31 protein-coding genes are annotated in these 25,878 nt (G+C 32.1%); 4 read left to right on the top strand and 27 right to left on the bottom strand.

The features are described from left to right. The first annotated feature begins 28 nt into the window (after positions 1-28). Genes J3U20_RS02310 through J3U20_RS02300 form a run of 3 tightly spaced genes read left to right on the top strand, consistent with a single transcriptional unit; the run spans position 29 to position 2,886 of the window. Entirely contained in the window at positions 29-1,045 is a 1,017-nt protein-coding gene (locus tag J3U20_RS02310) for a hypothetical protein (protein ID WP_160542236.1), read from the top strand. Beyond that, positions 1,042-1,953 (top strand): glycosyltransferase family 2 protein, encoded by a 912-nt coding sequence (locus J3U20_RS02305; protein WP_160542235.1) that lies wholly within the window; start codon positions 1,042-1,044, stop codon positions 1,951-1,953. Before J3U20_RS02310 ends, J3U20_RS02305 begins: the two co-directional genes overlap by 4 nt. A gap of 9 nt (positions 1,954-1,962) precedes the next feature. Continuing rightward, entirely contained in the window at positions 1,963-2,886 is a 924-nt protein-coding gene (locus tag J3U20_RS02300) for a glycosyltransferase family A protein (protein ID WP_160542234.1), read from the top strand. 96 nt (positions 2,887-2,982) lie between these two features. On the opposite strand, the gene J3U20_RS02295 is transcribed toward J3U20_RS02300, so the two are convergent. The 18 genes from J3U20_RS02295 to J3U20_RS02210 form a co-directional block, all read right to left on the bottom strand. Continuing rightward, the gene (locus tag J3U20_RS02295) at positions 2,983-5,637 is read right to left on the bottom strand and encodes a hypothetical protein (RefSeq protein ID WP_160542233.1); all 2,655 of its coding nucleotides are present in this window, start codon (positions 5,635-5,637) and stop codon (positions 2,983-2,985) included. A 249-nt stretch (positions 5,638-5,886) separates the two neighbouring features. Beyond that, positions 5,887-6,867: a hypothetical protein gene (locus J3U20_RS02290; protein WP_160542232.1), complete on the bottom strand. Its 981-nt coding sequence runs from the start codon at positions 6,865-6,867 to the stop codon at positions 5,887-5,889. 157 nt (positions 6,868-7,024) lie between these two features. After that, positions 7,025-8,026, bottom strand: a complete 1,002-nt coding sequence (locus J3U20_RS02285) for a hypothetical protein (RefSeq protein WP_160542231.1) — start codon at positions 8,024-8,026, stop codon at positions 7,025-7,027. Positions 8,027-8,044: 18 nt separating this feature from the next. After that, complete coding sequence (locus tag J3U20_RS02280; RefSeq protein ID WP_160542230.1) at positions 8,045-8,533, bottom strand: hypothetical protein; 489 nt, start codon at positions 8,531-8,533, stop codon at positions 8,045-8,047. Beyond that, the gene (locus J3U20_RS02275) at positions 8,523-9,401 is read right to left on the bottom strand and encodes a nucleotidyltransferase (RefSeq protein ID WP_255448169.1); all 879 of its coding nucleotides are present in this window, start codon (positions 9,399-9,401) and stop codon (positions 8,523-8,525) included. The genes J3U20_RS02280 and J3U20_RS02275 overlap by 11 nt, the downstream gene beginning before the upstream one ends. A 3-nt stretch (positions 9,402-9,404) precedes the next feature. Then, the gene (locus J3U20_RS02270; protein ID WP_160542229.1) at positions 9,405-9,716 is read right to left on the bottom strand and encodes a hypothetical protein; all 312 of its coding nucleotides are present in this window, start codon (positions 9,714-9,716) and stop codon (positions 9,405-9,407) included. A 1-nt stretch (position 9,717) separates the two neighbouring features. Beyond that, complete coding sequence (locus J3U20_RS02265) at positions 9,718-10,050, bottom strand: hypothetical protein (RefSeq protein WP_160542228.1); 333 nt, start codon at positions 10,048-10,050, stop codon at positions 9,718-9,720. Between the two features lies 1 nt (position 10,051). After that, complete coding sequence (locus tag J3U20_RS02260) at positions 10,052-10,339, bottom strand: oxidase (RefSeq protein WP_160542227.1); 288 nt, start codon at positions 10,337-10,339, stop codon at positions 10,052-10,054. Next, positions 10,336-10,545, bottom strand: a complete 210-nt coding sequence (locus J3U20_RS02255; protein WP_160542226.1) for a hypothetical protein — start codon at positions 10,543-10,545, stop codon at positions 10,336-10,338. Before J3U20_RS02255 ends, J3U20_RS02260 begins: the two co-directional genes overlap by 4 nt. Before the next feature lie 8 nt (positions 10,546-10,553). After that, positions 10,554-11,057 (bottom strand): hypothetical protein, encoded by a 504-nt coding sequence (locus tag J3U20_RS02250; protein WP_160542225.1) that lies wholly within the window; start codon positions 11,055-11,057, stop codon positions 10,554-10,556. Positions 11,058-11,060: 3 nt separating this feature from the next. Then, on the bottom strand, positions 11,061-12,032 hold the full coding sequence (locus J3U20_RS02245; protein WP_160542224.1) for a hypothetical protein: 972 nt from the start codon (positions 12,030-12,032) through the stop codon (positions 11,061-11,063). 5 nt (positions 12,033-12,037) lie between these two features. Beyond that, the gene (locus J3U20_RS02240) at positions 12,038-12,706 is read right to left on the bottom strand and encodes a DUF6046 domain-containing protein (RefSeq protein ID WP_160542223.1); all 669 of its coding nucleotides are present in this window, start codon (positions 12,704-12,706) and stop codon (positions 12,038-12,040) included. 11 nt (positions 12,707-12,717) lie between these two features. Further along, the gene (locus J3U20_RS02235) at positions 12,718-15,420 is read right to left on the bottom strand and encodes a tape measure protein (RefSeq protein WP_160549981.1); all 2,703 of its coding nucleotides are present in this window, start codon (positions 15,418-15,420) and stop codon (positions 12,718-12,720) included. A 181-nt stretch (positions 15,421-15,601) separates the two neighbouring features. Beyond that, positions 15,602-15,907, bottom strand: a complete 306-nt coding sequence (locus tag J3U20_RS02230) for a hypothetical protein (RefSeq protein ID WP_160542221.1) — start codon at positions 15,905-15,907, stop codon at positions 15,602-15,604. A gap of 19 nt (positions 15,908-15,926) precedes the next feature. Then, positions 15,927-16,340 (bottom strand): hypothetical protein, encoded by a 414-nt coding sequence (locus tag J3U20_RS02225; protein ID WP_105297459.1) that lies wholly within the window; start codon positions 16,338-16,340, stop codon positions 15,927-15,929. Positions 16,341-16,347: 7 nt separating this feature from the next. Further along, entirely contained in the window at positions 16,348-17,547 is a 1,200-nt protein-coding gene (locus J3U20_RS02220; protein WP_160542220.1) for a DUF2586 family protein, read from the bottom strand. Between the two features lie 74 nt (positions 17,548-17,621). Continuing rightward, complete coding sequence (locus J3U20_RS02215) at positions 17,622-18,134, bottom strand: hypothetical protein (RefSeq protein ID WP_160542219.1); 513 nt, start codon at positions 18,132-18,134, stop codon at positions 17,622-17,624. 4 nt (positions 18,135-18,138) lie between these two features. Next, positions 18,139-18,570, bottom strand: coding sequence for an N-acetylmuramoyl-L-alanine amidase (locus tag J3U20_RS02210; protein WP_105297462.1), 432 nt, complete (start codon positions 18,568-18,570; stop codon positions 18,139-18,141). 575 nt (positions 18,571-19,145) lie between these two features. Here J3U20_RS02210 and J3U20_RS02205 point away from each other — a divergent pair. Continuing rightward, positions 19,146-19,595: a hypothetical protein gene (locus J3U20_RS02205; protein WP_160542218.1), complete on the top strand. Its 450-nt coding sequence runs from the start codon at positions 19,146-19,148 to the stop codon at positions 19,593-19,595. Here J3U20_RS02205 and J3U20_RS02200 read toward each other — a convergent pair. The 9 genes from J3U20_RS02200 to J3U20_RS02160 all read right to left on the bottom strand — a co-directional run bounded on the left by J3U20_RS02200 (position 19,592) and on the right by J3U20_RS02160 (position 25,816). Further along, positions 19,592-19,786 (bottom strand): hypothetical protein, encoded by a 195-nt coding sequence (locus tag J3U20_RS02200; RefSeq protein WP_105297464.1) that lies wholly within the window; start codon positions 19,784-19,786, stop codon positions 19,592-19,594. The two genes, J3U20_RS02205 and J3U20_RS02200, sit on opposite strands and share 4 nt — an antisense overlap. Positions 19,787-19,999: 213 nt before the next feature. Next, complete coding sequence (locus tag J3U20_RS02195; RefSeq protein ID WP_160542217.1) at positions 20,000-20,443, bottom strand: hypothetical protein; 444 nt, start codon at positions 20,441-20,443, stop codon at positions 20,000-20,002. Continuing rightward, positions 20,430-21,125, bottom strand: a complete 696-nt coding sequence (locus J3U20_RS02190; protein WP_160542216.1) for a DUF3164 family protein — start codon at positions 21,123-21,125, stop codon at positions 20,430-20,432. Before J3U20_RS02190 ends, J3U20_RS02195 begins: the two co-directional genes overlap by 14 nt. A gap of 34 nt (positions 21,126-21,159) precedes the next feature. Continuing rightward, positions 21,160-21,426: a hypothetical protein gene (locus tag J3U20_RS02185; protein WP_160542215.1), complete on the bottom strand. Its 267-nt coding sequence runs from the start codon at positions 21,424-21,426 to the stop codon at positions 21,160-21,162. A 107-nt stretch (positions 21,427-21,533) separates the two neighbouring features. After that, the gene (locus tag J3U20_RS02180) at positions 21,534-21,998 is read right to left on the bottom strand and encodes a hypothetical protein (RefSeq protein ID WP_160542214.1); all 465 of its coding nucleotides are present in this window, start codon (positions 21,996-21,998) and stop codon (positions 21,534-21,536) included. 6 nt (positions 21,999-22,004) lie between these two features. Beyond that, the gene (locus J3U20_RS02175; protein WP_160542213.1) at positions 22,005-22,196 is read right to left on the bottom strand and encodes a hypothetical protein; all 192 of its coding nucleotides are present in this window, start codon (positions 22,194-22,196) and stop codon (positions 22,005-22,007) included. A gap of 108 nt (positions 22,197-22,304) precedes the next feature. Further along, positions 22,305-22,919 (bottom strand): hypothetical protein, encoded by a 615-nt coding sequence (locus J3U20_RS02170; RefSeq protein WP_160542212.1) that lies wholly within the window; start codon positions 22,917-22,919, stop codon positions 22,305-22,307. After that, positions 22,916-23,770: an AAA family ATPase gene (locus tag J3U20_RS02165; RefSeq protein ID WP_160542211.1), complete on the bottom strand. Its 855-nt coding sequence runs from the start codon at positions 23,768-23,770 to the stop codon at positions 22,916-22,918. Before J3U20_RS02165 ends, J3U20_RS02170 begins: the two co-directional genes overlap by 4 nt. Before the next feature lie 45 nt (positions 23,771-23,815). Beyond that, positions 23,816-25,816 (bottom strand): transposase family protein, encoded by a 2,001-nt coding sequence (locus J3U20_RS02160; protein WP_160542210.1) that lies wholly within the window; start codon positions 25,814-25,816, stop codon positions 23,816-23,818. Positions 25,817-25,878: the final 62 nt, after the last annotated feature.

Raw genomic sequence — 25,878 nt, 5'->3', positions numbered from 1 at the left:
GATTACATTTGCAGAGCTAGAAGACATTATGATAATAACTTATCCATCAAGAATATATATAATTTGTCCTGCAAATATCTCAACCGGTGGACCCGAAGCATTACATCAATTAAGTCATAAATTACGAACTGTTTTTAAATTAGATGCTAAAATGTATTATATACATAAAAAATCTAATGTAAATCCAAAACCGCAAGTTTATAATATCTACGATACATCAGAGATTGAGACTATTGATGATCATCCCAATAATGTTATTATCATTCCGGAATCCCTTACCAATTATATTTTCAAGTTTAAAAAAAGTAAGAAGATCGTTTGGTGGTTAAGTGTTGATTTCTATTCAATTTGTATGAAGAATCGACACAGAGGATTAAAATTTTATATTTCAAAATATTTTAAAGGTCAGCAAGAAGAGCAAGAGTACCATTTTGAAAATCTTCCTGATGTGTTTCATTGGGCACAATCTTACCGATCCTATATATATCTTATCGAAAACCATATACCGGAAAATAAGATATCTTTTGTGTGTGATTATATAAATCCTCTTTTTTTAGCAAAAAGTAATCAAATTAAAAATTTAGTTAATAAAGAAAATATAATAATCTATAATCCTAAAAAAAATAATAAAGATTTAAAATCCATACAAAAGAAAAGCTCGAAGTATACATGGATAGCCATAAAGAATATGACACCCGATCAAGTGGTTGAGACCATGAAAAAAGCAAAAGTATATATAGATTTTGGATACAATCCCGGAAGAGACAAAATGTTAAGAGAATCATCAGTAATGAAATGTATAATTATTTCAGGTATGGGTGGTTCTTCAAAATATCAACAAGATTTGAATATTCCAATGGGATATAAATTTAAATATGCAAAAAATGAGCTTTCAAAAATTATTGATAAAATAGAATATTCTATGACAAATTATAATCATGCCATTTTGGATTTTAATGAGTACAGAAACGAAGTTCTAAATGAAGAATTAGAATTTGAAAATCAATTACAATTATTTTTTAATAAAAATCCGGCTAATAAATGATATCAGTAATAATTCCCGTCTATAATGTAGAAAAATATTTAAGTAGATGTTTAGATTCTGTAATAAATCAAACTTATTCAAATTTGGAAATACTTCTGGTTAATGATGGATCTACTGATTCTAGCGGATTTATTTGCGATGAATATGCAAAAAAAGATTCCAGGATTGTTGTTATTCATCAGGAAAATAAAGGAACATCAATTGCCAGGAATAGAGGGTTAGAGAGAGCAAAAGGTGAGTTCATTGGATTTGTAGACCCTGATGATGTTATATCTGTACATTTCTATGAAATTCTATATAATACATTGATTAAGACGAATAGTGACCTCATTTTATGTAATTTTCAAAATTTTACCCATTTCAATGAAATAAAGGAGGATAACCGTTCTTTATATAATAGCAATGAATACAATGGATATAATTTTATTAAAAATTTTACTTACAAGAAAGATACCGTTCGTTATGTAGTTATTTGGAATAAGCTTTACAAACGATATTTATGGGATGAATTGAGATTTCCTGAAAATGTAAAAATATGTGAAGATGAATATGTTTGGTATAAAACTATGTTTAAAGCCCATAAAATATGTGAATTGGATCAAATTCTTTATTATTATTTTAAAAGGGCAAATAGTATTACCAATAAAGTTTATGAACAATTTTCATATAAGAAAGAAATCGCTTTTATCGAAGCATTGAAAGATCGAATAGACTTTTGTAAGAAAAACAAATTAAATCAATTACTAAAAAGAACAGAAGAATATAGAAATAAATTACTAAGGAAAATATACCTTACAACCCCTACAAATAAAATCCCGGAATATATAAGCGTTGAACTTTTCAATAATATAAAAAACATTCCTTACTCCAAGCGATTAAAAATTTATTTAAAAAAATCTTTTAAATAAAGTTCCTATATGTATACCTATTCTATAGTTATTCCACATAAAAATACACCAAAATTATTGCAAAGATGTCTAAATTCAATTCCTTATAGAGATGATATACAAATTATAATTATTGATGACGACAGTGATTCTTCATATGTAGATTTTAAAAAGTTTCCCGGATACAATAGAAAAAATGTCGAAATATATTTTACCAAAGAGGGTAAAGGAGTTGGGTACGCACGTAATATAGGATTACAAAAAGCTAAAGGAAAATGGCTATTATTTGCAGATTCCGATGACTTTTTTAATCCAAATTTTTTAAATGCACTAGATAAATATAAAGATAGTACTGAAGAAATAATTTATTATTTGGCTACCAGTGTAGAAAGTAATTCGTTACAGAAATCTACTAGACATTTATATTTACTCAAAACAAGAAAAAAATATTTCAAAAAGTTGCGATATAATAAAATAAAAGCAAAAGATCAATTGATATATAAAAATTGGGAAGTATGGGCTAAAATGTTTAACAGAAATTTTATCGAAAAAAATAACTTAATTTTTGATGAAGAAAGAATAGGGGAAGAGGCTTTGTTTGTTATCAAAGCAGGTGAGTTATCTAAAAACTATTCCGTTGATGATTTTCCTCTATATTGTATTACCTATAGAAAGGATAGTTTATGCTTTAGTCTTGATAACGAAAATGATTTTGACGAACGATTCATGGCTAAAACTAGGATAAATACTTATTTAAAGAAAGTTAAAAAAGATAAATTTACTATTGATCTAGATAAAGATTTATTAGAGTCCTATAATTACGGGGGAGCAACCAAAATGAAAGAAATAATGAAAATTATTAAAAATAATGGTAATAAAATACGCTTAAAAACTTATATCAAATATTATATAAGGACAGTTTATAATCCGAAAATTAAAATGTACCTTTTTTAAAAATTAAATTGTGTATAAAATTACACACATAAATATATAAACTAAAAAAGCCTCTTAAATGAGGCTTTTTTATTAAATAATTAGAATATTAAATTATTATAAAACTGAAAATTCAGTGGAAAATTTATTGTAATCTATTTTTTCATCTTGGATAAAATCTATTCTGCCCATTTTCTCATTCAAAGATAAAACGCTGACTTGAACTTTCATGTCTGCATCTTCAGATTTAAGAAAAAGAGAAAATTGTTGATTTACTTCATTTGTATCCAAGAGAAGTCCTATAAATTTTTTAGTATTATCAGTGGAAAATCCATCTCCTTTATCATTGTCGGCATATGCAACATGTAAATAATGCTTTTTACCTTCGAATTCACCGCAAGATATAGTTATTACATCATCATTGACCGCAAGAAGATCTGTAACTGAGCTCCATGTATATAATTTAGGGTTTTCGATAGTTTGAGAAATACGATCGACATATATACCTACAAAATTTTTACCTTCAGGCGTAATAGAGAATCCATTTCCGTTACTATCATCAGCATAAGCAACATGAACATATTTATTATCAATACAGATAACAGAAGTGCCGGGCAAACCTTTGATCGGGAAAGTCACGCCATTTGTACCATTATCTTGGCTTATAGGTTGAAAAATATAATCATCTGTTTTTCCAAATTCTTTTTTATAATAAAGCTTATAGTTGACATTATCCGTTTTGTTTTCTTGAAGACCTTTAACTATCCTGGAATTATTTATAACACTTGAACGTATATATGCCGTTGAAATGCTATTATTCAAATTAGCATCAATCCCATCTAATAATAGATTTAAAAATGCCTGACCGTTGAATTGATTAAAAGAAAAAGAACATATCTTCGAAAACTCAGAATCATTAATTTCATATTCATGTGAATAAGTAGCCTTAACTATATCTACATATTTCGTTACTCCCACAGTACCTTCATCGTCAGAAACAAGAATAAGGCTTGGTTTAAAATCTCGGTTTAAATCCGCATGGGGCGTATACTCATAATTAAGTCTGTGTTTCCCGTTTATCTTAAACCATTTCTCTTTAAAATCTCCGTAAACTAAAGGATCACTTTTAGGATCTTCCGGTCTTTTGGCATCGATCACCAATTTATTGGTTAGATCAAACCTCATCGGCAAGTTGGCATATGCACCAATAACAACACTCGTATTACCATATACTTGATTGTAACCTTTGGTTATACCGGAACCCAAATAGGTGTTATATTCACCGTAATTTAAAAAATCATATCCGCATTGGTGTCCGATAAATGTATTTTCGCGACCATATAGAGTTTTATATGAAGCATATTTACCAATAGAAATATTACCTCCCGAGGTCATGGGTTTACTGTCTGTAGATGATTTATAATCCACTCCTTTATATTTTCCCAATGCAAGATGACCAATAGCAGTATCATCTGTCAATTGTTGAGCGTTGTAAGCCGCTGCTTGTCCAATCAGAACATTGCTGACAGATTTTATAGCATTCGCACCGGTTAATGCGCCCATAAACGTATCGAAGTTACAAGATTCTAAATTTTGTCCGGCACCGTGTCCTGCAAATAAAGAGTTGGCGCCGTTTCTTAATTTTGTTGCGGAGTTATGGCCAATGCTGGTGATCCAATCGGATTCTGAACCCATACCGTCAAACTCCCTCAACGCATGATTTCCGATTGCTAACATATCGGGACAGGTAACATTTTTCGATAATGCTTGACTTCCGATAGCCAGGTTGTTACGCGTCGATTCGTTTTTGCTCTTTAATGCATCTGTACCAAATTTAATATTACCATTGCTATCAGCTCCCAGAGAAGCAGAATTTATAAGTAAATCTTTAGTGGTTGAATTGCCCTTTTCAGTAATTTGTTGTAACGTATCGGTATGATTGATTTTATCTTTAACAACCTCGTCAAACATGGATTCGTTTATACCCCCTTTTTTTATTGAGATATGATTTTCATTATCTATTTCAATCCCCCCGTTTTCAGTCGCTTTATAAATGTCCTGCAAATCAGAAATATTTGCAGTAAAAGTTTTTCCGCTTTCAAGAATAAACTTAATTTCTTTATGATAAGGATCATAGGTAATTTCCGATAAAAAATTATCCTTTATAATCAGTTCATGGCATTCTCCATTTTGGTATTGAACCAATAATTTGTTGGTCAGATCATTATATTTGATATCAATAACCGCATCCTTAACACACTTATTGATAATTTCTTGAATCTTATCTATGGAATAAGTTTTATCGGAAGCAGAAGATGTATTATCATCGATCAAGCTGTACACATAGTTGGATAAATTTTGCAAACCCTTTTTATCCGCTTTATAATCTAATTGTTCCAATAAAATTCCAAGAGAAGAGGACTCCGCTTTGGTGGAGAGTTTTTGATCAAAAGTTTCAACAATTTGTTGAATTTTATCTATAGAATAGGTCTTATCCGAAGCATGGTTAAGACTGTCATCAATGATTTCTTTAATGGATTTTTTTAAAGAATCCGTAACATCTTTATCTACTTTACCTTCCAGTTGATTTATCAGGCTGTTGACTAAGGAAGTATCAGATTTATTAGCTAGTATATTATTTATATTTTCGATGATATCAATCGGTAATTTTTCATCCTTATGCCAATAGCTGTCCATCCACTCCGAGAATTGAGACTCGTCGGGTTTTTTGCCATTTTTAAACCACTGTTTTAAGGTATCTTTTGTTGTCATTATTTAAATTTTATATTCTTTTTCTTTGAAAAAAATTATGTTGTGAAACCGGATTAGATTAACTGAAATTTTAAATTTCTATAATTAATTATGATGAGTTTATTGGGCTTACTTATATTTATGAAAATGTGTTGTTGAGTAAGAATTTGTACATTCCTGCCATAAAAAATTTTATAAGAAATTGTAATTGAAGTATTTCGGTCAATATTTCTTACTATATACTGGTGATAATAAACTCTTACGTATTAGTTAGTCCACAAAAAATGATACCCCCGAAAAGCTTGTCCAATTATTTCCAAAAGCAGAAGCTCTAACTTCACCATTAGGATCAATCCTAACATTAGTATTTAAATTAGTAGAACTGGTAGCTATAGGTCTAAATACTACAGATGTTGGACGATATTCTTCAGGCAAAATTCCGATCAGTGTTTCGTATTGGTCTAAAGCTAAATTTGGTGATATAGGATGAAAAACCCCCTCGATATATACCTTATTGTTAATTTTTCGATAATAGCATTTATTTAAAAATTGCCCGTTTTCTTTATAGTCTTCGAAATCATTGGTAAAAGGGAAATTAATTTTTTCGGAAGGTTTTATCTCTATATCTTTTTGTACAAAGATCGCTTTCGAATATGAGGATTCTTCATTTTGATGTTGAACCGAAAATGTGTTGTTTAGATTACTATATTTATTATCAACGATTGCATCTTTAACACACGTATTAATAATTTCTTGGATCTTATCTATGGAATACGTTTTATCGGAAGCAGAAGATTTACTATCATCGATCAAGCTGTACACATAATTAGATAAATTTTGCACCACCTTTTTATCCGCCTTATGCTCCAATTGTTCCAATACAATGCCAAGAGAAGAGGACTCCGCTTTGGTGCCGAGTTTTTGGTCAAAAGTTTCAACAATTTGTTGAATTTTATCTATAGAATAGGTCTTATCTGAAGAATGATTAAGACTGTCATCAATGATTTCCCTAATATATTTTTTTAATGATTCCGTAACATCTTTATCTACTTTACCTTCCAGTTGATTTATCAGGCTATTGACTAAAGAAGTATCAGATTTATTAGCTAGTATATTATTTATATTTTCAATGATATCAATCGGTAATTTTTCATCCTTATGCCAAAAGCTGTCAATCCACTCCGAGAATTGAGACTCGTCGGGTTTTTTACCATTTTTAAACCACTGTTTTAAGGTATCTTTTGTTGTCATTTTTTTTATTATTTTGTATTTATATAAAGAATATAAAGGTTTGGTCCGCTGATAAGGTTGGTTAGGTTTACTATAAATTTTATTTAAATAATATAGGGTATATCTAAAAATTTAATAAGTAGTTTTTATATTTCAATACAATTAGTAAGAAACGGAATTATCCAAAAACTGCTTTATTTAATCTGTCAATTTGTTGCTGTAAATAGCTGTGAGCAGAAAGATTTTCATGATAAAGTTTACCATGATCATCTTTGGTAACCCTACCATCAATTTGATTTTGAAGGTATTGATGAGCATCCATATTTTCGTTATAAGAATTAGTAAAATCTTTTAAGGTTACTCGACCATCAATTTGCTTTTGTAGGTATTGATGAGCATCCATATTTTCATTGTAAATATTAGCAAAATGTTCTTCGGTCACTCGACCATCAATTTGTGCTTGAAGATATTGATGAGCATCCATATTTTCTTTATAAAAATGGGCATATTGATCGTGAGTGATTCGACCGTCTATCTGTTTTTGAAGATAGGTATTTATATCTTCATTTTTTTTATTGAAGTTATCGAAATCACTTAAGGTTAACCTTCCGTCAATTTGTTCTTGAAGATACGCTTGAACTTCTTTATTCTTGTTATAAAACTCACCGTATTCATTTTTAGTTAATCGTCCGTTGATTTGTTCTTGAAGATGAGCTTGATGTTTTTTGCTTTCTTCGAGGTGTTGATCAAAAACTTCATAAGGAACTCTTCCGTCTATTCTCCAATCCAACCGTTTAAAATCTTCAGTAATCAAGCTAAGATCCGGTACTCGTTTAAATTCACTCCAGGAATAGGAGACAGCTCCCGAGCCAAAAGTGGCATGTCTGATAACAATGGTTACCTTTTTTTCACCATTTTCAAATTCATACTCTTTATTTTCTTCAATTATAGTGATGGATTCTTGTTTAGTTCCTTCAGCTAAAATAAAAATTTCATCGTCTATTTGAATGAGCCCTTGGGTTATCTTAGTGCCATATTCTTCACATCCGCAAATTATTGCTCTTCTTCCGGCCATACGTCCTATACCGTTAAGAAATGGTCTGAACATTTGTTGCAAAAACTCTAAAGTGTCTGTTTGCAAGGGAAATCCACCGGTTTGATTAAATTTAATATAATCCATTTTTAGTTACTTATACGTTTATAATTTTTCAATTTTGTATTTTTTATTCGCTAGCTTGTAATAATCAATAATTGCTTTTATTTTATTTATATTATCGATTAACAGCTCATTGGGTACTTTAACTACAAAGTTTATGGAAGTTAGATTATAGTCAGAAGCCTGTCTTAAATACATGGGGCCGCAATCGGTTGATGAGCTGTTTCCCAGTTTATAGGGCTTGTTTTCTCCTTCAGTATAAATATAATTTTGTTTATATATTTGAGAATCCGAAATAAGTATTCTTCTTTCTACAGGGTCAAAACGATCATTTAGAGTTTTGCGCAGGTAGCATACTTGTGAATTGTGGTTTAACTTATATATATTTTCATTTCTTAGCAATAACCAATCGTAATGTATACGGGATAACGGCTTTACCAGGCTCAGTAAAAATTTGATTTCTCGGGCTTTTCTAAGCACCGTGGGTAAATGTAAAATTGCCAGTTTTTTTATATTTATATTATACCACATTGTAATCTATTTTTACTAAATTTTCCAACTTATTATCTCCATTGTTTTTTATAGTGGTAAAATATCCGGAATTAGGGATTATACTCATCGTAAAGTCAATTGGATTTCCGTAATTCTTAGTTTCAGGATCGATCCATGAAGACGAAGCTCGGTAAATATTTACGTCTTTAACCCCCGGAGTCAGCTGCAATTTGTCCACCAATTTCGACAACATTAATTCTCCATTAAAAGGTAATTCACGTAAATATTGACGTATTGTGGTTTCCACCGGTTGTATATTTCCATTTAATGGGGCTATGGCGTTTCCGTGTTCATCCAATACCAATGGATCAATTTTTATTGTAATATTTAAATATAATAAATCAGGCAGATAATTGATGATGGTTAACGGTACACCCGCATCTTTAATTTCTTCCATGTATGCTGTAAAAGAGTTTACTTCACCCGTGGTTAAAGGCACCAAATCACCATTTTTTTCACCGGCCACTTTTACAATAAGTCTGCTTTGAGTGCTGTCCTCAGTTATGGCAGAATATTTTACTACTTTACTTGCTTCTATCTGATCATCGGTATACCCTTCATTATTAAATACATCCGTATCCGGATACAAATCAAATCCATATTGAAAGGCCAATGCTTTATTTCTGTACCATTTTGCCGAATGCGGTTTCAATTCGGCAATTAAGCTGTCTACTTCCTCTTTATGTCGGTCAAACAGCAATTCTAAATTAAATATGGTATAGGCTATTACATATACAAACAATCTCCATATTGAGGTTTTTGAGGTAGAATCCAACGGATCCAATTCACGATATTTTCCTTTTTCGTTTAAAATTTCTTCTGTTATGTCCTTAAGTTTCCTTGCCATATCTTAACTATTTTTTAATGCTTTAGGCTTAAAGTTTATATTTATAATCATCTCTCCAATTTCCAGATCTACCAGATTGTTAATAAAATCATCGGATATGGAGGTAGCGGGTAAAAATCCTTTTCCTTCGTAATACTCAGAAACTATTTTATTATAATATCGTGTATTGGGAATGATCAGTTCTTGCCCTGTTGTAAGATCGTCCGTAATGCTTATATTATTAGCCAAAGCTATCTCAAAGGCAGCTTCAGCTGTTCCTCGATATTGGACGGCTACATCCAATAGGGATTGATTATTACGAATAATTATTTTCATATTACAGTTGTTTTTTCAAGTCTTCAATCCTCCTTTTTAAGGAAATATTTTCTTTTCGCAATATTTTTATCTTATTTTTCAATGCCATTATTTCATCCCTTAAAAGTTGTTCACGACTTTCGTATAATGTTATAATGTTTTTATATTTTTTTTCATAACAGATCCCCAGATCTTCCAATGCTTCTTTATAAATATTAACAGCTCTTGCTCCATGATCTATGGCTGCATTATGATTATTGTTGGAATCTTTTTTTCGATTATAAAACCATCCTCCGAAACCGGCCGTCAGCACGGTTAAAAATTCTCCTACATAGGTTGTAAATAATTCTTTCATATTATCCGTATTCTGCATCTATAATCATATTATCTTTGGACTTAAAAAGTAATTTTTTAACTCTCATTCCATCCGATATAAATTGCTTATGCGCTTCAAATTCGCATTCGTCCATACAGGAATCCAAAATATAATTTTCAATTCCCACGCCCAGCATCGGATCTTCTTTGAATTCTCCCGGATTGGCTAAAAGTATCAACGCTTGATGTTGTAAAGTTGAATTTTCAACTACAAAATCTCCGTTTTCGATTTTAAGCTCACCTTCATTTGTAATTAATATGTCTCTCATTCCAATTTTCCTTTAAAAGTTCCGTTTACCGGTCCGTTGGGAGCAGATAAACCGCCATCATATTTTATAGTAGCTGTTTTTACATAGCTGTCTATCAATTCACTTAATCTCTTTGAAAATTCTTCTATGGATGAATCTTCTCTGGTATGCATGTCAGTTAACAATTTTTTTATGCCTGATTGTAAACTTCCTTTATTTAGTGCCATTTTAACATCTATTTTAAAAGTGATTTAAATCCCGTTTCAAAATCAATTAATTTTTTTTGAGTATCCGGTAAAGGAGTTCCGCTGGCTCCTGTTGATGTAAATACTTTCAATCCCTTGAGAGTATCAGTCAGCAGCTGGAACAGGTCTATTAAACTGCGAGAGTTATTTTTTATACAAACTTTTCCATCAGTACTGTCCAGCAACAAGACCAATCCGTTTTGGTTGATTTCTATTTTTTCAATTTCATCTACCTTGATTATCATCAAATCAGAAAGCTCGCCGCTGATACTCAAGGCCACAACTCTGGAACCTATTTTAGGGTACTGAATCATATAGTTTTCCGAACCACCATAACTAACCTTTAACCTCACATCGGTAATAATCAAATCTTCATCCAATGCCAATGAACAGGTTTCTTTTTGTAATTCCGTAACAGTCCCTATAATTGGGAAATTAGGATTTGCACCAACCAGTTGTTTTATTAATCGTTTTATTTTTTCTCCCTTTTCCATAGTTTAAACTGATAAAAGTATACCCGGTGTAATGGTTCTTTTTCCTCCGGAAGAACTAAAACTGGTTTTAACGCTTACCACGTAATACTTGCTGTTTTTATCCGGATAATCTTCATCTGTTATTTTTGCTGAATAACTTGGCTCAACATAGGGCAGAAGCCAGGTATCAAAAGTACCTTCGTATCCGTCGTATGCATGCTTGGTATATTCATATTTTGCTCGTATTTTAAGTGAAGCCAGCGCTATGCTTGATATTTTAACAGTTTTTTTCTCTCCATCTTCATTGCCGTAAGTCTCGGTAAGCACTTTACCGTTTTTATCTGTTGTTTCAACAGTAATTTGAATTTTTTTGTCTGACGCTTTTTTATATTCTAAAGAGGCTTTTTCTATATTATGTTGCATTGAATATTTGACTTCGCCTTTTTTTTGAGCATAAGGAGGATGAATATGGAGTACTTTATTTTCGGTATCTAAATATATATTTCCTGCGGATTCTTCCTGTAATTTTTTCAATACATCATAAGCCGTTGTTCGAAAGATGACGAATTTTTCATAGTAAAGTTCATAGTCACAGTTCAAAGTATATTCGGGCATGACTTGATTTAGCAGGGTTTGAGCAATTTTGTCAATAGAAGTAGGCTTTAATTCCTCATTTTTTACCGGTTTTCTAAATACATACATATCATCCTCACAAAAAATTTTTAAACAGCTGTCTACATTGGTTATTCTTTGCACGTATCCGCTAAACTCATTGATTAAAACATCGTCGTATCCTAATTTAATTTTTACTTGAGAACCTATCGGAATCTTTTTTTCGAGATTCAAAGGACGATTGGCTATGTATTCAGGCAAGATGATAACAGCGGTGGCTACTAAAGAATCAACAGATTTATTTATTTCACATTCTGCAATTACAGGCAAATTAAATTTTTTAGATTCGTGGCTGAATTCTATGTCCCATGACAACTTATACATATATTTTAGTCATTTAAAAGTTTAAACAAATCGTAGGTAGAATCACTCACTGCTTTAATTTCATATGCCTGTACATTTTCACCTTTGGTGAACGGAAATGTAAAATCTTCAACTACTATTCTGGTAATGTCTAATAATTTCAGCGGTTGACAATCAATTTCAATTCCTTGCGGATTGAGAATAAAGTCTTTAAGCGCTCTAAAATCTTCTTTAGGATAACAATCATCAACAGATCCGGTTTCTAAAGCTCCATATAAGGCACCGGTTATCGTAATTTCGTAATCGTCTTGACTCCAATATTCTTTTATAGTACCGAACAAATTTTTGTCATTTCCTTTTTTAGCTACTTCTCGCTTGATGATATTGTTTTTACCTGAGATTGTAATCATAGGTTCATAAGGCAATAAATACCATTGGCTGTCATTGATATTTCTGATTTTTACGGGAAAAAATTGTTTATCCTCCGGAATTTGTTCCGGCATTACCATGAATTTATCATTCCAATCTACTTCCTGATAAGTAAATCTTGACTTATTTTTAAGAGGTAAAAAAGGTTTTGGTGGCAACACATGTTTAGCTAATTCATTTTCAAGTGCTTCAAACCGTGGTAATTTTTTGGCCACCTTTGAACCTAATAAACTGGCCAATAATAAATTTTTATTATTAATTTTCATACGTTTATTTTTTATCCTACTGAATAATTTGCCATGGCTAATAATCGTAATAGTGCGTCTGCAGTTTGATCAACCATTTTATCCGTTGTTTCGTTGAAATCTTTACCTTGAATATTTAATACTCCGATTAAATCTTTAATGGAAATATTTATTGTGCTGGATTTTTCTCCACCGGTAACAATAGAGCTATTGGTTGCTGCTCCTGTTGCTTTTATCGATGGATTTACAGTTTTTAATGAATTAGCCGATGTTTCATCGGTTAATTTTTTAGGCGGTGCAATTTTATTTTTAGGATTATATTTTTCCAAAGTATCACTGATGAAAGATAATCCGCCTTTGTCGTTAAATAGACTATTGTCCGTAGTGGTTTTGTTGTAACTGTCAGTAAGTAACGAAAAATTTTTATTGATTGCTGTTAAACTCTCAGCTCCGGCATTTTTAGAAGATACCTCAGTAGTATTGTCTAAAATAATCGGACTCTCTTTATCAGAACTGGTTTTAAAAGATAAACTTCCTCCAATTTTTTTAAAGTGATCCCAAGCATTTAACATACTATCAGCCATGTCGTTAATTAATAGCTTACGTTCATCACTACGTTTTTTAGCATTTTCTCTGATTTGTTTTAAATGTTCTTCTGCTGATTTTTTATTCCAAAGCTTAGAAAACGTATACCAAGCAATTTGTAATTGTTCTATACCGGTTAAAAGTATATCTTTAAAATTCAACCACGAAAGTTTCAGATATGAAATTCCTGCATCCCATAATGATTTGACCATTTCCATGGTATGATCCCAAGCATCACCCCAACCTTCCACAGAGTTTATTAGAAGATATATAAAGGTTATTAACCCCACGACACCGGCTATAATAAGTCCGATTGGATTGGCAATCATAACTCCATTGAGGATTGCTTGAGCTACAGCAGCCAAGCCCATAACAAATTTATATGTCATAAATGCAGATGCTAAACTCACTATAATCGCTTTGAGAGTTGTTATTGCACCTTTACCGATGGAAAACTTATTCAATACTTCACTGAAAAAGTCAGTAACATCAAACAAAGTATCGGCTAAAAATAAGGCAGCGTCAATTAAATCCAAAAACATATGAACCATAGGGGCAATGATTTCATATAATCTGAATAATACATTATTTAAATTATTGGTAGTACTTTGTAAATGACCTCCCAACGTATTGGACAATTGATTGGCAACTCCAAAGAATTGTCCCCCTTCTGAAGCCGCTGATTGAAAAGCGTTGGTAACCATTTGGGCAGTAATAGTACCATTCATCATTTCTTCATTAACCTTATCCATGCTTAATCCGGTAGTCCTGCAAATTTCATTCAGAGGATTGAAACCTGCCTCAACCATAGCCAGTAACGAGTCTTCGGTAAGTGTACCCATATTTATTACTTGGGCTAAAGAAGAAGTAAGAGAATCCATGGCATGAGTATCACCCATGGATATGTTACTGATGGCATCCAAATTAGGCACGACCTGATCCGCATTCATTCCACTTTTTAATAGTGTTTGAGCATTGCTTTCCAGAGTGGATTGATCAAAAATCTTTACTTTTTTCGACAGATTTGTAATATCATCCATCATTTTTTTAGCAGAACTCTTTGAACTAAGTAAAACCTCAAACTTTTTTTTGCTTAATTCTTTTTGAATTCCCATATTCAAAAAATCGACAAATGCTTCTTGTGGAAACTTAAAATTTAATTCATTTTCACTGCCATTTGTTTCAGAATCAGAAGTACTGTTTGTACTATTTTTTCCGGATTTTTGATTATTTGAACTCTTTTTAGATATGCCTCTTTTACCAAAATTTTTTACTTTTGATGCAGCTTTAGTAACGGTTTTTTGAACCACGGATCCTAATTTTTTAGAAAATCCAATGGTTTTGCCTAATCTACTATTAGAAACAGTTTTTTGAAGCGCAGATCCAAATCTTTTAGAAAATCCAATGGTTTTACCTATTATATTAGAAACAGATTTATAAATTATAGATCCTAATTTTTTAAAACTATTGGCTGTTTTAAGTATAGTTTTTAGAATAAAAGGAGCTATTTTTTTTGTAAGTCCTGATGAATTAGCTATCTTATTATAAATAGTTTTTAAAATTATAGGTCCTAATTTTTTAAAAATATCTGCTGTTTTAACAAAAGTTTTTTGAATTACAGGTGCTATTTTTTTAAAACTATCCGCAGCTTTAATAAAATTATCGGCAAAGATTTTATGAATTCCGGGTCCAAAATTTTTAAAATATTCTGTTGCTTTAAATAAATTACCTATAACGGAATTCTGAATTTCAATTCCTGATTTATTAGAACTTTCCGTTGTATTAGTAAAATTATAGGAAACGTTATTTTGAGCTCCGGATCCTGAATTATTAGAAAGTTCCACTACATTTTCTAAAGAATTGGAATTGATACTTTTAATAGTATAACCTAATTTTTTAGAATTATTCTCTAATTTTTCTAAAGTATTGGTTACGGATTTTTGAATTTCTGATATTGATCTATTAGAATTTTCCGCTGCTTTAATTAACTTTTTAGATGTCTTGGAAGCTAAATTGCCTAATCTTGCGTGTAAACTTATTGTACTTATATAAACCAATTCTTGCATTTTAAATGATGCAGAATTGTTACCCATACCCATTTTTTGTATGGCTTTTAGAACATTATCGGTTATCTCTTTTGAGTTTTTCACTAGGTATGACATTAATTGGCATTAGTTGAATTTTCTTTAATCCGGATATAATTAAGCTCTTGCATTCTTTCTGCCCATTCTTTATCTGTTAATATATCCGGATCTATATGAAAATAATATCTGAGCATGGCATGGCTCAAACGTATCCATTCTACATTTTCCTCGACGATCTTGGCAGCGGCTAAAGCTTTTCCAATTCCGCTTGTTTTATTTCGATTAGCTCGCTTAATTTAGCGGAAGCACCTAAAAAGTAAGAATCATCGGTTTTTATTTCTTCATCTCCCCCTAACCAACAATTGGTAAGAATAACTTCATTAAACTTCATAGGATTAGTTGAACTTGCAGCAGTTGCGGCAGCTAAGATTTTCCTGTCCGGTTTTTTTAGATAGGCCTCTTTATCTTCAACAATTAATTTAAAAATTTCTTTGTGTTTAGCTTTCCATGCCTCGATTTGTTCTTGGCTGATTGGGTTAGTTTGAGTATTCATAATTTTTTTTAATTTCTAATTAGCATTGAGATATTACATCAAGAGCAATAAACGGAAGGGTAATTTCCATGAATTTGTCTCCTTGTTTAAATTCTTTTCCGGCCTCTGTAAAACGTACACCTGTGATACGATCCATAATTAACATATCTCCATTGGTTGGGTTACCATAGGCACCTACTAAATCTAAACAAAGGTTAAGTATATCTCTGTTTTTAGCAGAAGCTACTAAACTTTCATATTCTGATTGCAGTAATGTAATTTCACCTTCTATGGAAACATTTCCGGATTGAATTGCTCGTGCATTTCTGCCTTTTCCATATACGGCTTCTCTTTCTATTTTTCGGGTATATTTTACACCTCTGATTCCGGTTAAATCTTTACCTCCTAACGTAGCAGTAAAATCTGCCCATTCATATTCTCTACTGTTAAACATTTTTTTATTATTTTTTAGTTATATCAAAGCCTAATAACACATCTACAAATCGGTTATATCCGTGAGGACGAACTCGAGCCACAACATTTATTCGGGAGGTTGCCACAACGTTTTGAGACGGGTCTACAAATATTTTAACTCCATTATCTCTATTTTCAATGTTAGAAGACAATTCACCGTAGTTTGTCATAAGCGAAACCAAAGCATTTTCAAGATCACCTTCTATACATTTGGCATAAATAGGGTTGATGGTTCCGTCGATTTCCAAATCGATATCATCTAATAAATAGTTGATTAATGTTTGATACGTAATTCGGTATGCTTTGTCAATTACTCTTCTGTTAGTAAGATAATGATAGTCATCACTCACCGGGCTGGCTGTATGGTCGTCTGTAAAATAATAGCCTGATTTTCCAACATGAGTTCTGAAGGAGATAAACCCTTTTTCATTTAAAGCTTCTACATCAAAAGTTTCTGCCGGTTCATTTGCAATGTAAGCATGTAAATTGCTTAAAGCCCCGTCTCTAACTTTTCCAATATTTTGATGTACTTGATTTTTTGCCAATCTGCCGGCTACGATACCGATGGCTGAACCTTTACCTTTTTCTGTATCACCTAAAAGTATGGATACACGGTTGTTGGAATATTCGAATAAGTTTGGTAATTCAATTACATTACCGGTAAATCCATATCCTTCTAAAACCACAAAGAAAGGTGCATATTTAGATTTTGTGTAACTTTCTGCTAAGGATTGAGCATTGGTTGCAGTAAGTAACACATCTTCATCTAATCCGTTAACGATGGTTAAATTCTCATTATCATCTGAAGAACATTTAGTAAAAATACCGGTAAGCTTACCATTGGCAGCATCTAATAATTTTTCAACCGGTGCTTTTCCTGTAACTTCGTCCACTGAAAACCAATTTGAGGTTTTTGTGCTTTTAGGCATACCCAGTAACCATAATTCACGCCCTTCTCCGCTTTCTTTATAAAATTCAGAAAGGGTTTTATATAAATTTTGGTTCGTTGACGATACTATGCCCAATTGAGCTACTTGTTTCATGGATTTAACCATGTAGGGTTTATTCAATTCGAAAAATTCAGTAGCTTCTGCATGTGCCACTAATCCGAATACGCCATCCGAATTGGCTGCTACTGCTCCTAGAACACCATTGTCAAAGTCTATGGTTATTTTTGGTAAATTCATTATTAGTTAATTTTGATTTTTGATTATTGATGTTATTTATCTTATTTGTTTTTTATGATTGATTGTAATACACTTTATTTCTTAATACCCTTTCTAAGTAGATAGATAATGAAAGTACTTATGAATAATAAAGTCACAATTTTACCTGTCCCTAAACAAAAACTTTCCCAGCGTGATAAATTTTTAAATTCGGTATGGGTTATGGTTTCGGTTTTAAATTCTTTTGTGTGATGTTCTTTCCAAGTGGCCACTAATTCTTGCGCACGAGTTTCACAATCCACGGTAAGAATATTATCCTTAATTTGGATTTTAGGGAATTTTAGATGGTTTTTTCCGGATTCTGATTGGATGATCTCTTTAATTACAGCTTTTCCGTTTCTCCACTCAATTAAAGCCTTTAAAGAACTTGTATCGGGTTGGATTTTAAAAATCGAATCTCTGATTACTTCATTATTAGTTATTTTTTTATCTGTGAATCGATCAGGGGTTGCTATTTTATTATTTTCATTACAGCTTATCAAAAGCATAGTAAAGAATACGGGAATAATAAAATTTAAGACGATCTTCTTATAATTGTACGATTTCATTTCTTTAAATATTTTTATATTCTTCTATGGCATCAAAACTTGGACAAGTGGTCTTGGCAGATGCAAAATCTCTATGTCCCAGTATTTGAGCATTTGGATATAATTTTCTTAATTCTTTAAGTAATTCAATCAGACTTTTTTTTTGGGCCGGATTTCGTGTGTCTTTAGCTTTCAAGTTTTTGTCAGCTCCTCCTATATAGCAAATACCTATGGCATTTTTGTTATGTCCGGCAACTTGGGCAGGTATCCTGTCTACATCCCTTCCCGGTTCAACAGTACCATCTAAATCTATGACGTAATTGTATCCGATTCCGGCCCATCCTCTTTCTTTATGCCAACGATCTATGTCTTTGGCCTTATCGTTCCTTCCTTCGGGAGTCGCGGCGCAGTGTATAACCAAATATTTTATGGTTCGTATAGATTTTTTAAGGTTCATATTGCTATTTTATTAAATACTGTCTGCCTGCGATTCATTCGTGAATTTCGTTTTAACGCGTTGGTTAACCTTTTGCTTAGCAGACAATATTTTTTTATTTGGTTTATTTTCTTTGTATGCTTTCAAATGATTTTTTTTAATGACGGATAATTCTTTTACCGTAACTAATCCTTAATCGTTCGAAATTTTATACGGCAAAATTGAGTCATAAAAGATAGCAAGTAAAGAAAGTTGTAAAGCTTCTTGACAATCTTGTAAAGTACTTGCACAGAAGTGTCAAGTTTCTTTACATACTAATACAAGTTGCGTTTATTTTCTTAGATATTTGTTTAAAACCATAGTACAGGTTACTCTTAGACGCGGGTAATTATGATCTACAGCCGAATTATTTTTCAGCGATGTATCGGTTACTTATTAATTAGTGATTTTAGTAAAGAGTAACCTTTTTTAAGAATATAAGTTTTTATAAGCAATTCATTATTGATAAAATTTTCAACTGAAGAGTATTTGAGAAAGTTTGTTAAATAATACTTTTTATGTTGATGTAAGATATTTATTAACCAAATTTATAATTAATGATCGAAATTTTAGAATCTCTACAGGCGAGAATAGCTGAAATTAAGGAATTTTCATATGTTGGAGAAGATTGGGGACAATTAAATTATGAGGAAATCCCTTACCCTTTATCTTGGCCTTGTGCATTAATTTCCATTACAGAAGCTACTTTCGAAGATAATGGAAAAAGCAAGTCAATGACTTCCCATCATAAACAACAAGGTTTTATAACGTTAGACATAACGGTTGCTACTTTAAAATTTTCAAGTCAAAGCAGTAATTCTGAGGATGTGCAAGCAAATGCTTGGGAAGGTTGGAAATATTTAAAAAAAATACATGAAAAATTGCACGAATGGAGACCGAAAAGTTTTTGCGGAAGCTTGAAAAGATCTTCTTGGAAATCTGTCCTAAGAGAGGATGGTATTCAAGAACTTCATGTATTTTATACGATGAGCATATCCAATTGCTAGTTTAAATCGGAATCCGGAGTAAATATGATCGTATATAAGGTTTGTCTGGATATGAAAAACTTGGGATAAATAAATTGTCTGTATATCTGAGTAAGAGGCATACCGTTATTGCGTTTAACTTGTAAACGGTATTCTTCTTTTATGGCTCTGTATCTTAATTTTGTATTATTTCGTAAGTTTTTGGTACTCATTTACACAAAATTATTATTATTGTATGAAATATCCAAATAATGATTTTTTTGTGATTTTTTGGCAGTTAGAATGATGTAACCTCTTATCATTTTATTGTTCGATCGATTGAACAGATTCTTTTATACAACAATTATCGCTCATTGGTGACCCTGTTTTTTTTAAAAATAAAATGCACAAACAAAATATTTTTCAACAGGTGGCGGCGGTATTTTTCAATCCATTTTTTTATACTTAAATTTAAGTATTCCTTCTAAGGCCGTAATTAGTTTACTGCATTCTTTTACTGACATTTCTAATAAAGGTTTTCTTACCGGTGATTTTTTACTTGCTATAAATTTTCCCAGAGTATTTAAATCGGCGACTATACGGTTATGTTTTTTATTAAAAATAGTCCAATTTAAATCGTAACATAAACGTAATAGAGTTAAATGCTGTTTATTATTTTTATCAAACTTTCCCCAGTGGGTATATGTTTCTTTGAGAGCAGCAATTAACCTGTTTGCTTCTTCATCGGTAAGATCTTTGGTGCTGGTTACCCTCCCGTGAGTAAAATGAAAAATTAACTGTTGACGCAGGGCAGGATCTTTTTTTACATCTTCGGAGAATAAACTGAAAAGTTGCTTGATTTGATAGTCATGTACTTTAGGTGTTTTCATCTTGTTTATGTTTTTCTGGAAGTAAGAATGTTAAATCAAAATCTTTTGGAAAATCCACGGAGGCGATGGAGAGATCTATGGTTACTTTATGACCCAACTCATCGAGGTAATGAGCTTTTATGAAAAAGCTGGAACGTGTTGGCTTATAGGCTTGTTGTATGATACGAACCCCATCGGTGAAAGTTTCGTGATCCAACTTATCGGCTAATGAAATTAATTCAAGCACACGGGAACTTTTTAAATTTCCTTTGGCATCTTTTTTTAATAGTTGATTAATGATGGTTATAGTATGGGCGTCTGCCTCTTTCTTAGCAAGGAACCTTATGTATTCATTTATTTTAGCTATTCCTGAGTTTACCGTGTCATCCCAATTATCGGTAACGTGGTAGCCGATGGTTACAGACTCGCCGTTTGCGGTAGTAAAAGTATGGGATTGTTGTTCTTCTTTTACTCCGTATATGGAGTATTTTAATTGAATAAGTTTTTTTAAGGCAGAAAATGTAAATTTTTTGGAAGAGCGAAGTTCTTGGGAAGTTTTAATTAAATGGTGGATGACTTCCGGTATAGTTTCTTCAACTAACTCTTTATAAGCTATCCGGTCCGATTCTTTTTCTTTTTTTTTCTTTTTTAAAGCTTCTAAAAGCTCTTTTTCGGTTACTGTGCTTAGATCTGGTATGGACATGTTAGTATTGATTTTAAATTAAAGTTTTTAAAAGCTAGTTAATTTTTATTTTCACTTTTTGGCCGAAATGATTTTCTTCCCAATGCATCGTAGGGCGTTTCCATTCGGTTCTTCTGATTTCCAAAAGTTTGGTAAATAATTTTTCCTGTAATGAAAGGGGAAAAGAAGGGGGCTGACATCTTGTAATCTTTCCTATGTTTCGATGGATTTCACAGCGCTCTGCTAAGTTTAAAAATTTCTTTTCTTCCGTATCATAGGATAAAAGATCTCGTAATATTTCAATATTTGCCAATAGTTTCATGTTAACATTTATTTTCGTCTCGTCTTATTAATTCTTTTAGTATTCGTGTTCTTTCCATACGGAGTAAAATTCTAAGCAAAATACTTCCTTGTTGATATTTATCTAATTCACAGCTCAACCGATACACGTGCTCTTCTAATTCGGTTTCGCTCCATTCCTTTAGAGGTATTTGATTTAAGGGTAGTGGTTTCATGTGTTTGTATTTTTTCTTTTAAGGCTTTCATTACTAAATTATTAGGGTAAATATGTTGGTAGCTTGATAAGCTGTGCGCCGAGGCAAATGCTTCGTTGAGGGCATCTGTTTCGAGTGAATTTATATGGGTTTCATTTTCTGATATTCCGACTACTCCGAATGCTTCTTGTGTTCGGATATTCCATTGGGTTGACCACCACTTCCAATATTGGGGTAGAGAAAGTAATATTTGTATGTATTCTTCTTTATATTTTTGAGGACAGGTATATCCCAAGTTTTCGGCAAATTCGCATCCCGTTTCAAACAGATTGGTTTGATAGTCTTCTTGTGAAGTTTTTGTAAGTCGGCAAAAATTAATTTGTGTATGGGTTGGTTTCATAGTTGTTTATTCATCAGATAAAATAATAGATTCATCATTCATCAGGGTAACCCGGAAAAAAGGATCTATAAATAATTCTTCATTTACTTTAATTGTATTTAATAGGCCATATTTAAACTCTTCTTTGGTTTGCTCTAGCATGACTTCCATATCGTCAGGCAAATCATTGATTTTTTCTTTTAGTTCTTTTACTGTCATAAATGTTTATTTCGGGTTAGTTTTACCTAGTTATTGAGAGTTCAACTTTTACTGTTTTTCATGGAGTGAAAGTTTAAAAATTAACTTTTTTTTCTAACTGATTGATTTTCATCTAATGGTTAGATTGTATTGGTCGGCACCTTCTTGCCAAATTATATAACTTTCTTTTCCCCCGTATCTACTTACGGCATTTGCTGTATAGCCTTCAACATAAATTTTAACAAAGGCATCGTATCGTACTTTTTTTGCAATTCGTCCTTCCGGATTGCGACCTTCGGCATGTGAAATCCATATAAATAATTTGTTTGAGTATTTTTTAATCAATTCTTTATACGAGGTATAATTGATTCCTGAATATTGTAAACTGTCAATGAAAATTATATCCGGCGATTTGTGCAAGTTTAAGCGATGGTCTAATTCTTCAATGCTGTCTTCAATCAGTACAAATCTTCCTCGACATTTGTCCATATTATTTCTTTTGCAGGCTTCTGCAAAAGATTCGCTGTTTCCTTCTTCTAATCCGTTATAAGCCACTCTGCCAAACTTTGAGAGATATTTGGCTAATTGTATGGCATATCCGGTTTTTCCGTTACCTGAATTTCCCCAAATAATCCAACTGCCTTTTAATTCCGGTTTACCTATATGTGCTTCCCATATTCCATCAAATGGTAATACTTTTCTTTTTTTGGTATAAATTTCATGAATGGATATTGCTCGTTTCATTTAATTTCTTTGTTTATTTTTTTTAAAGCATATATTTTTCTTTTCACTCTGCGCAAATCTCCTTCACTATCTTGCCATATTTCTTTAATACGGCTTTTATTTTCTATTCCGTTTGCTATGCAAATGGAAGCGACATCTGATGCCGTAATTCCTCCAAATTCTATAAATCTCCTGCCAATTCGGCTGAAAATTTCTTTATATCCTTTTTTGTTTAATTTTAAACCTCTTTTGATTCTTTTTTCCAGATGATCGGTTGCCATTAAGATAATGGCGCAATGATCTTCTAATTGATTGTAGAGGGAAATGAAAAAGTAAAGGACTTGATCGCTTAATTTATCTGCTTCATCCAGGATTATACCGGGCTTTTTATTTTTTTTTAAAATCCGTACTGCTTCAGACATCATCTCGGCAACGGTCAGTCCACCGGAATCTCGTCCCAAGACGTTTAATAATTCAGCTAAAAAGTATTTCCGATTCCAATATTCATTGCATTGTAAGAGATAGGTATTGGGTGTATTTTCAACAAATGCCTTTGCTGTCTCGGTTTTACCGCTACCGGCAAAGTTTATTACGGCAAATACTTGTGAGTCGTCAACTGCATCTTGAAACAGGGTACGAAGATTTTTAAAATTCGTTGTTTCTACTACTTTCCAACTTTTTTCGTGAATTTTTAGTTGTGCATTGATAGATTTCCATACGTTGTCTTTGATAACCGGCTTTTCTCCTTTGAGTATCTGAGTGAGTTGATCCGTACTTAGTTTCAAGTTATTGGCGGCTTCTGTTTCACTTCCCAGTTGTTTAACATAGGCTTGAATTTTTTGAACCGTTTGTATTTTTTCTTCATTATCCATATTTTTGTTTGGCTTTTAGTCCCCTAAGGGGGGACATTTTTGTTTTTAATAAAGTTCTCTTATATCTTCTACGGTTTGTAAACTTTCTTTTTTCTGCCAACTTCCAACATCTTCATGCGTTACTTTTTTGCTTTTTCTTCCAATTTTGGAATTTTCCAACCCTTTCAGATTGGGTTTAACTAATCCATAGGACTCCGCGTCCATATTAAAACTTTTAAGGATCTCATCCATTTCATTTCTTCGTTGGATACGCTTATTCTTATTTTCTTTTTTGACCTTTTTAATCCATTCTGCTTCGAATTGTTCTTGTTCTTGTTTTCCTCGGTGTATTTCGGTTTTTAAAACGGCTTCTCTTATAAATCTTAATTGTCCTTGAGGATCTTTCTGATATAAATAAATCATGCTCATATCTTCCGGATCATATTTGACAAAGAATGATTGATTCACGGCTTTTTCGTGAAAATCTAAATCGGGCATACCATCTTCTCGATAAACAAAATAGTCGTAGGTTACTTTTTTTTCCTTAAAAGAAAATCCGAAGGAAGACCATTTTACAGGCTGTTTTCTTTCTACCCAAAAGAAATTGACCATATCCCACATTTCTATTTTAGGTGCTTTTTCATTTTCGCTGTCTAAATACGTTTGAAGTCGAGATTTACCGCTGAACGGATGGGGAGAAAGATTCCATTCTTCCCGTATTTTTTTATAAATTTCTTTTATTTCGGTAAGGGAGGGTAGATTGCTTTTATTAGCTAAGATGAATTCCATATTAGCTTTAGAAATTTCTTTTTTAGCTTGGATATTTTGTCCTGTAAAGAACCAATATCGAGCAAGATATTGATTTTGCAGACGATAAAATGCATTTTCAATGGTTTTGGATTTTCCATTGTATGGTTCGGTTTTTATGGACAGATGGGCTATTTTATTTAAAAAATTTTCGGTTTCAAGCTTTTTATGTCCTCCTTGGTTATCAAAACCTATTTGATAGGGTTTATGTCCTGAAAATTGTATGGCCATCCGATATGCTGAATATTGGGCTTGATAGTTTTCTTCTTTACTGATATGATATCCAAGCAAAACCTCGCTGTATGCATCCATAACTTCATAAACAGAAATGGTTTCCATTTTGCCCTCCTCAGTTAGGTAAAAGAAGTTTAATTTGGTTCCGTCGCTATACCAGAGTGAATCTCGTAGTGTTGGTAATTTAGTTTTTTGTTGGTAGTTATATTTTTCTTTGTATTTAAGTTCTCCAAATTTGTGTCCGTACCACAAAGGCATTATTTCTTCATCATATATAAAATTGTATATGGTTTTTTCTTCAACTGTTTTTAATCCTTCGCTCCGGGCATAAAGGTTATATTCTTGATGTAATTGTGATATGCAGACTGTTCTTTGGACTTGATTACTCCATTTGGCTAACAGCCAGAGTTTGGAATTTTCTGTTAGTTTTTGACTGTGGGTATGGCAATAGTTTTTATGTATTAAGATTTGATATCCATGGGTTTGATATACTTTTAATCGTTCTCGTAAACGGCGGTAATTTTCCGGTAAAGAATGCGGCCATTTGTTTTTATCGAGATTTTTTACAATTTCCGCTATATTTTCCCACATTTTTTTTTGACTGCCTCCCAAGACACGACGGCGCATCAGTGTGTGGTTTATAATTTTAGAAATAGTATTTAGCAGGGATGCATTGCAGGTATATTCTTTTTTTCTGTTTTCAGGCAAGGATTGACCATTTTCCAATAGGTATTCATTGAAAAATTTTTCCGCTTTTTCGTCTTTTTCTATGCATTCTAAGAAAGTGTATTTTTTTCCTATAGTATAGGGATCTCCGGCTAATTCTAATACCGATTTTTTAATGTCGGATCTCATACTGTCAAATTCAACTAACGCCTTTCTACCGTTTCCTCCTTTTCGTAAAAGAATTAAATGGTTTCTTTGTGTTAATTGTTTATAGGTACTTTGTTTGAGTAAACCGGATTTTCCAAACAACCAATTGGATAAGACTCCCCATTTATTATTATAGAATTCATAAACTTCCATTTGTATTGATAAAAAATAGTATTCTTATTCTGCGTTAGTTATTTAGACGAGTTTTTAATATA

This window comes from Apibacter sp. B3919 (assembly GCF_026537405.1).
In the GTDB taxonomy this organism is placed as follows: Bacteria; Bacteroidota; Bacteroidia; order Flavobacteriales; family Weeksellaceae; genus Apibacter.
The sequence above is the reverse complement of the archived record's forward strand: the minus strand, read 5'-3'. Positions and strand labels throughout refer to the sequence as shown.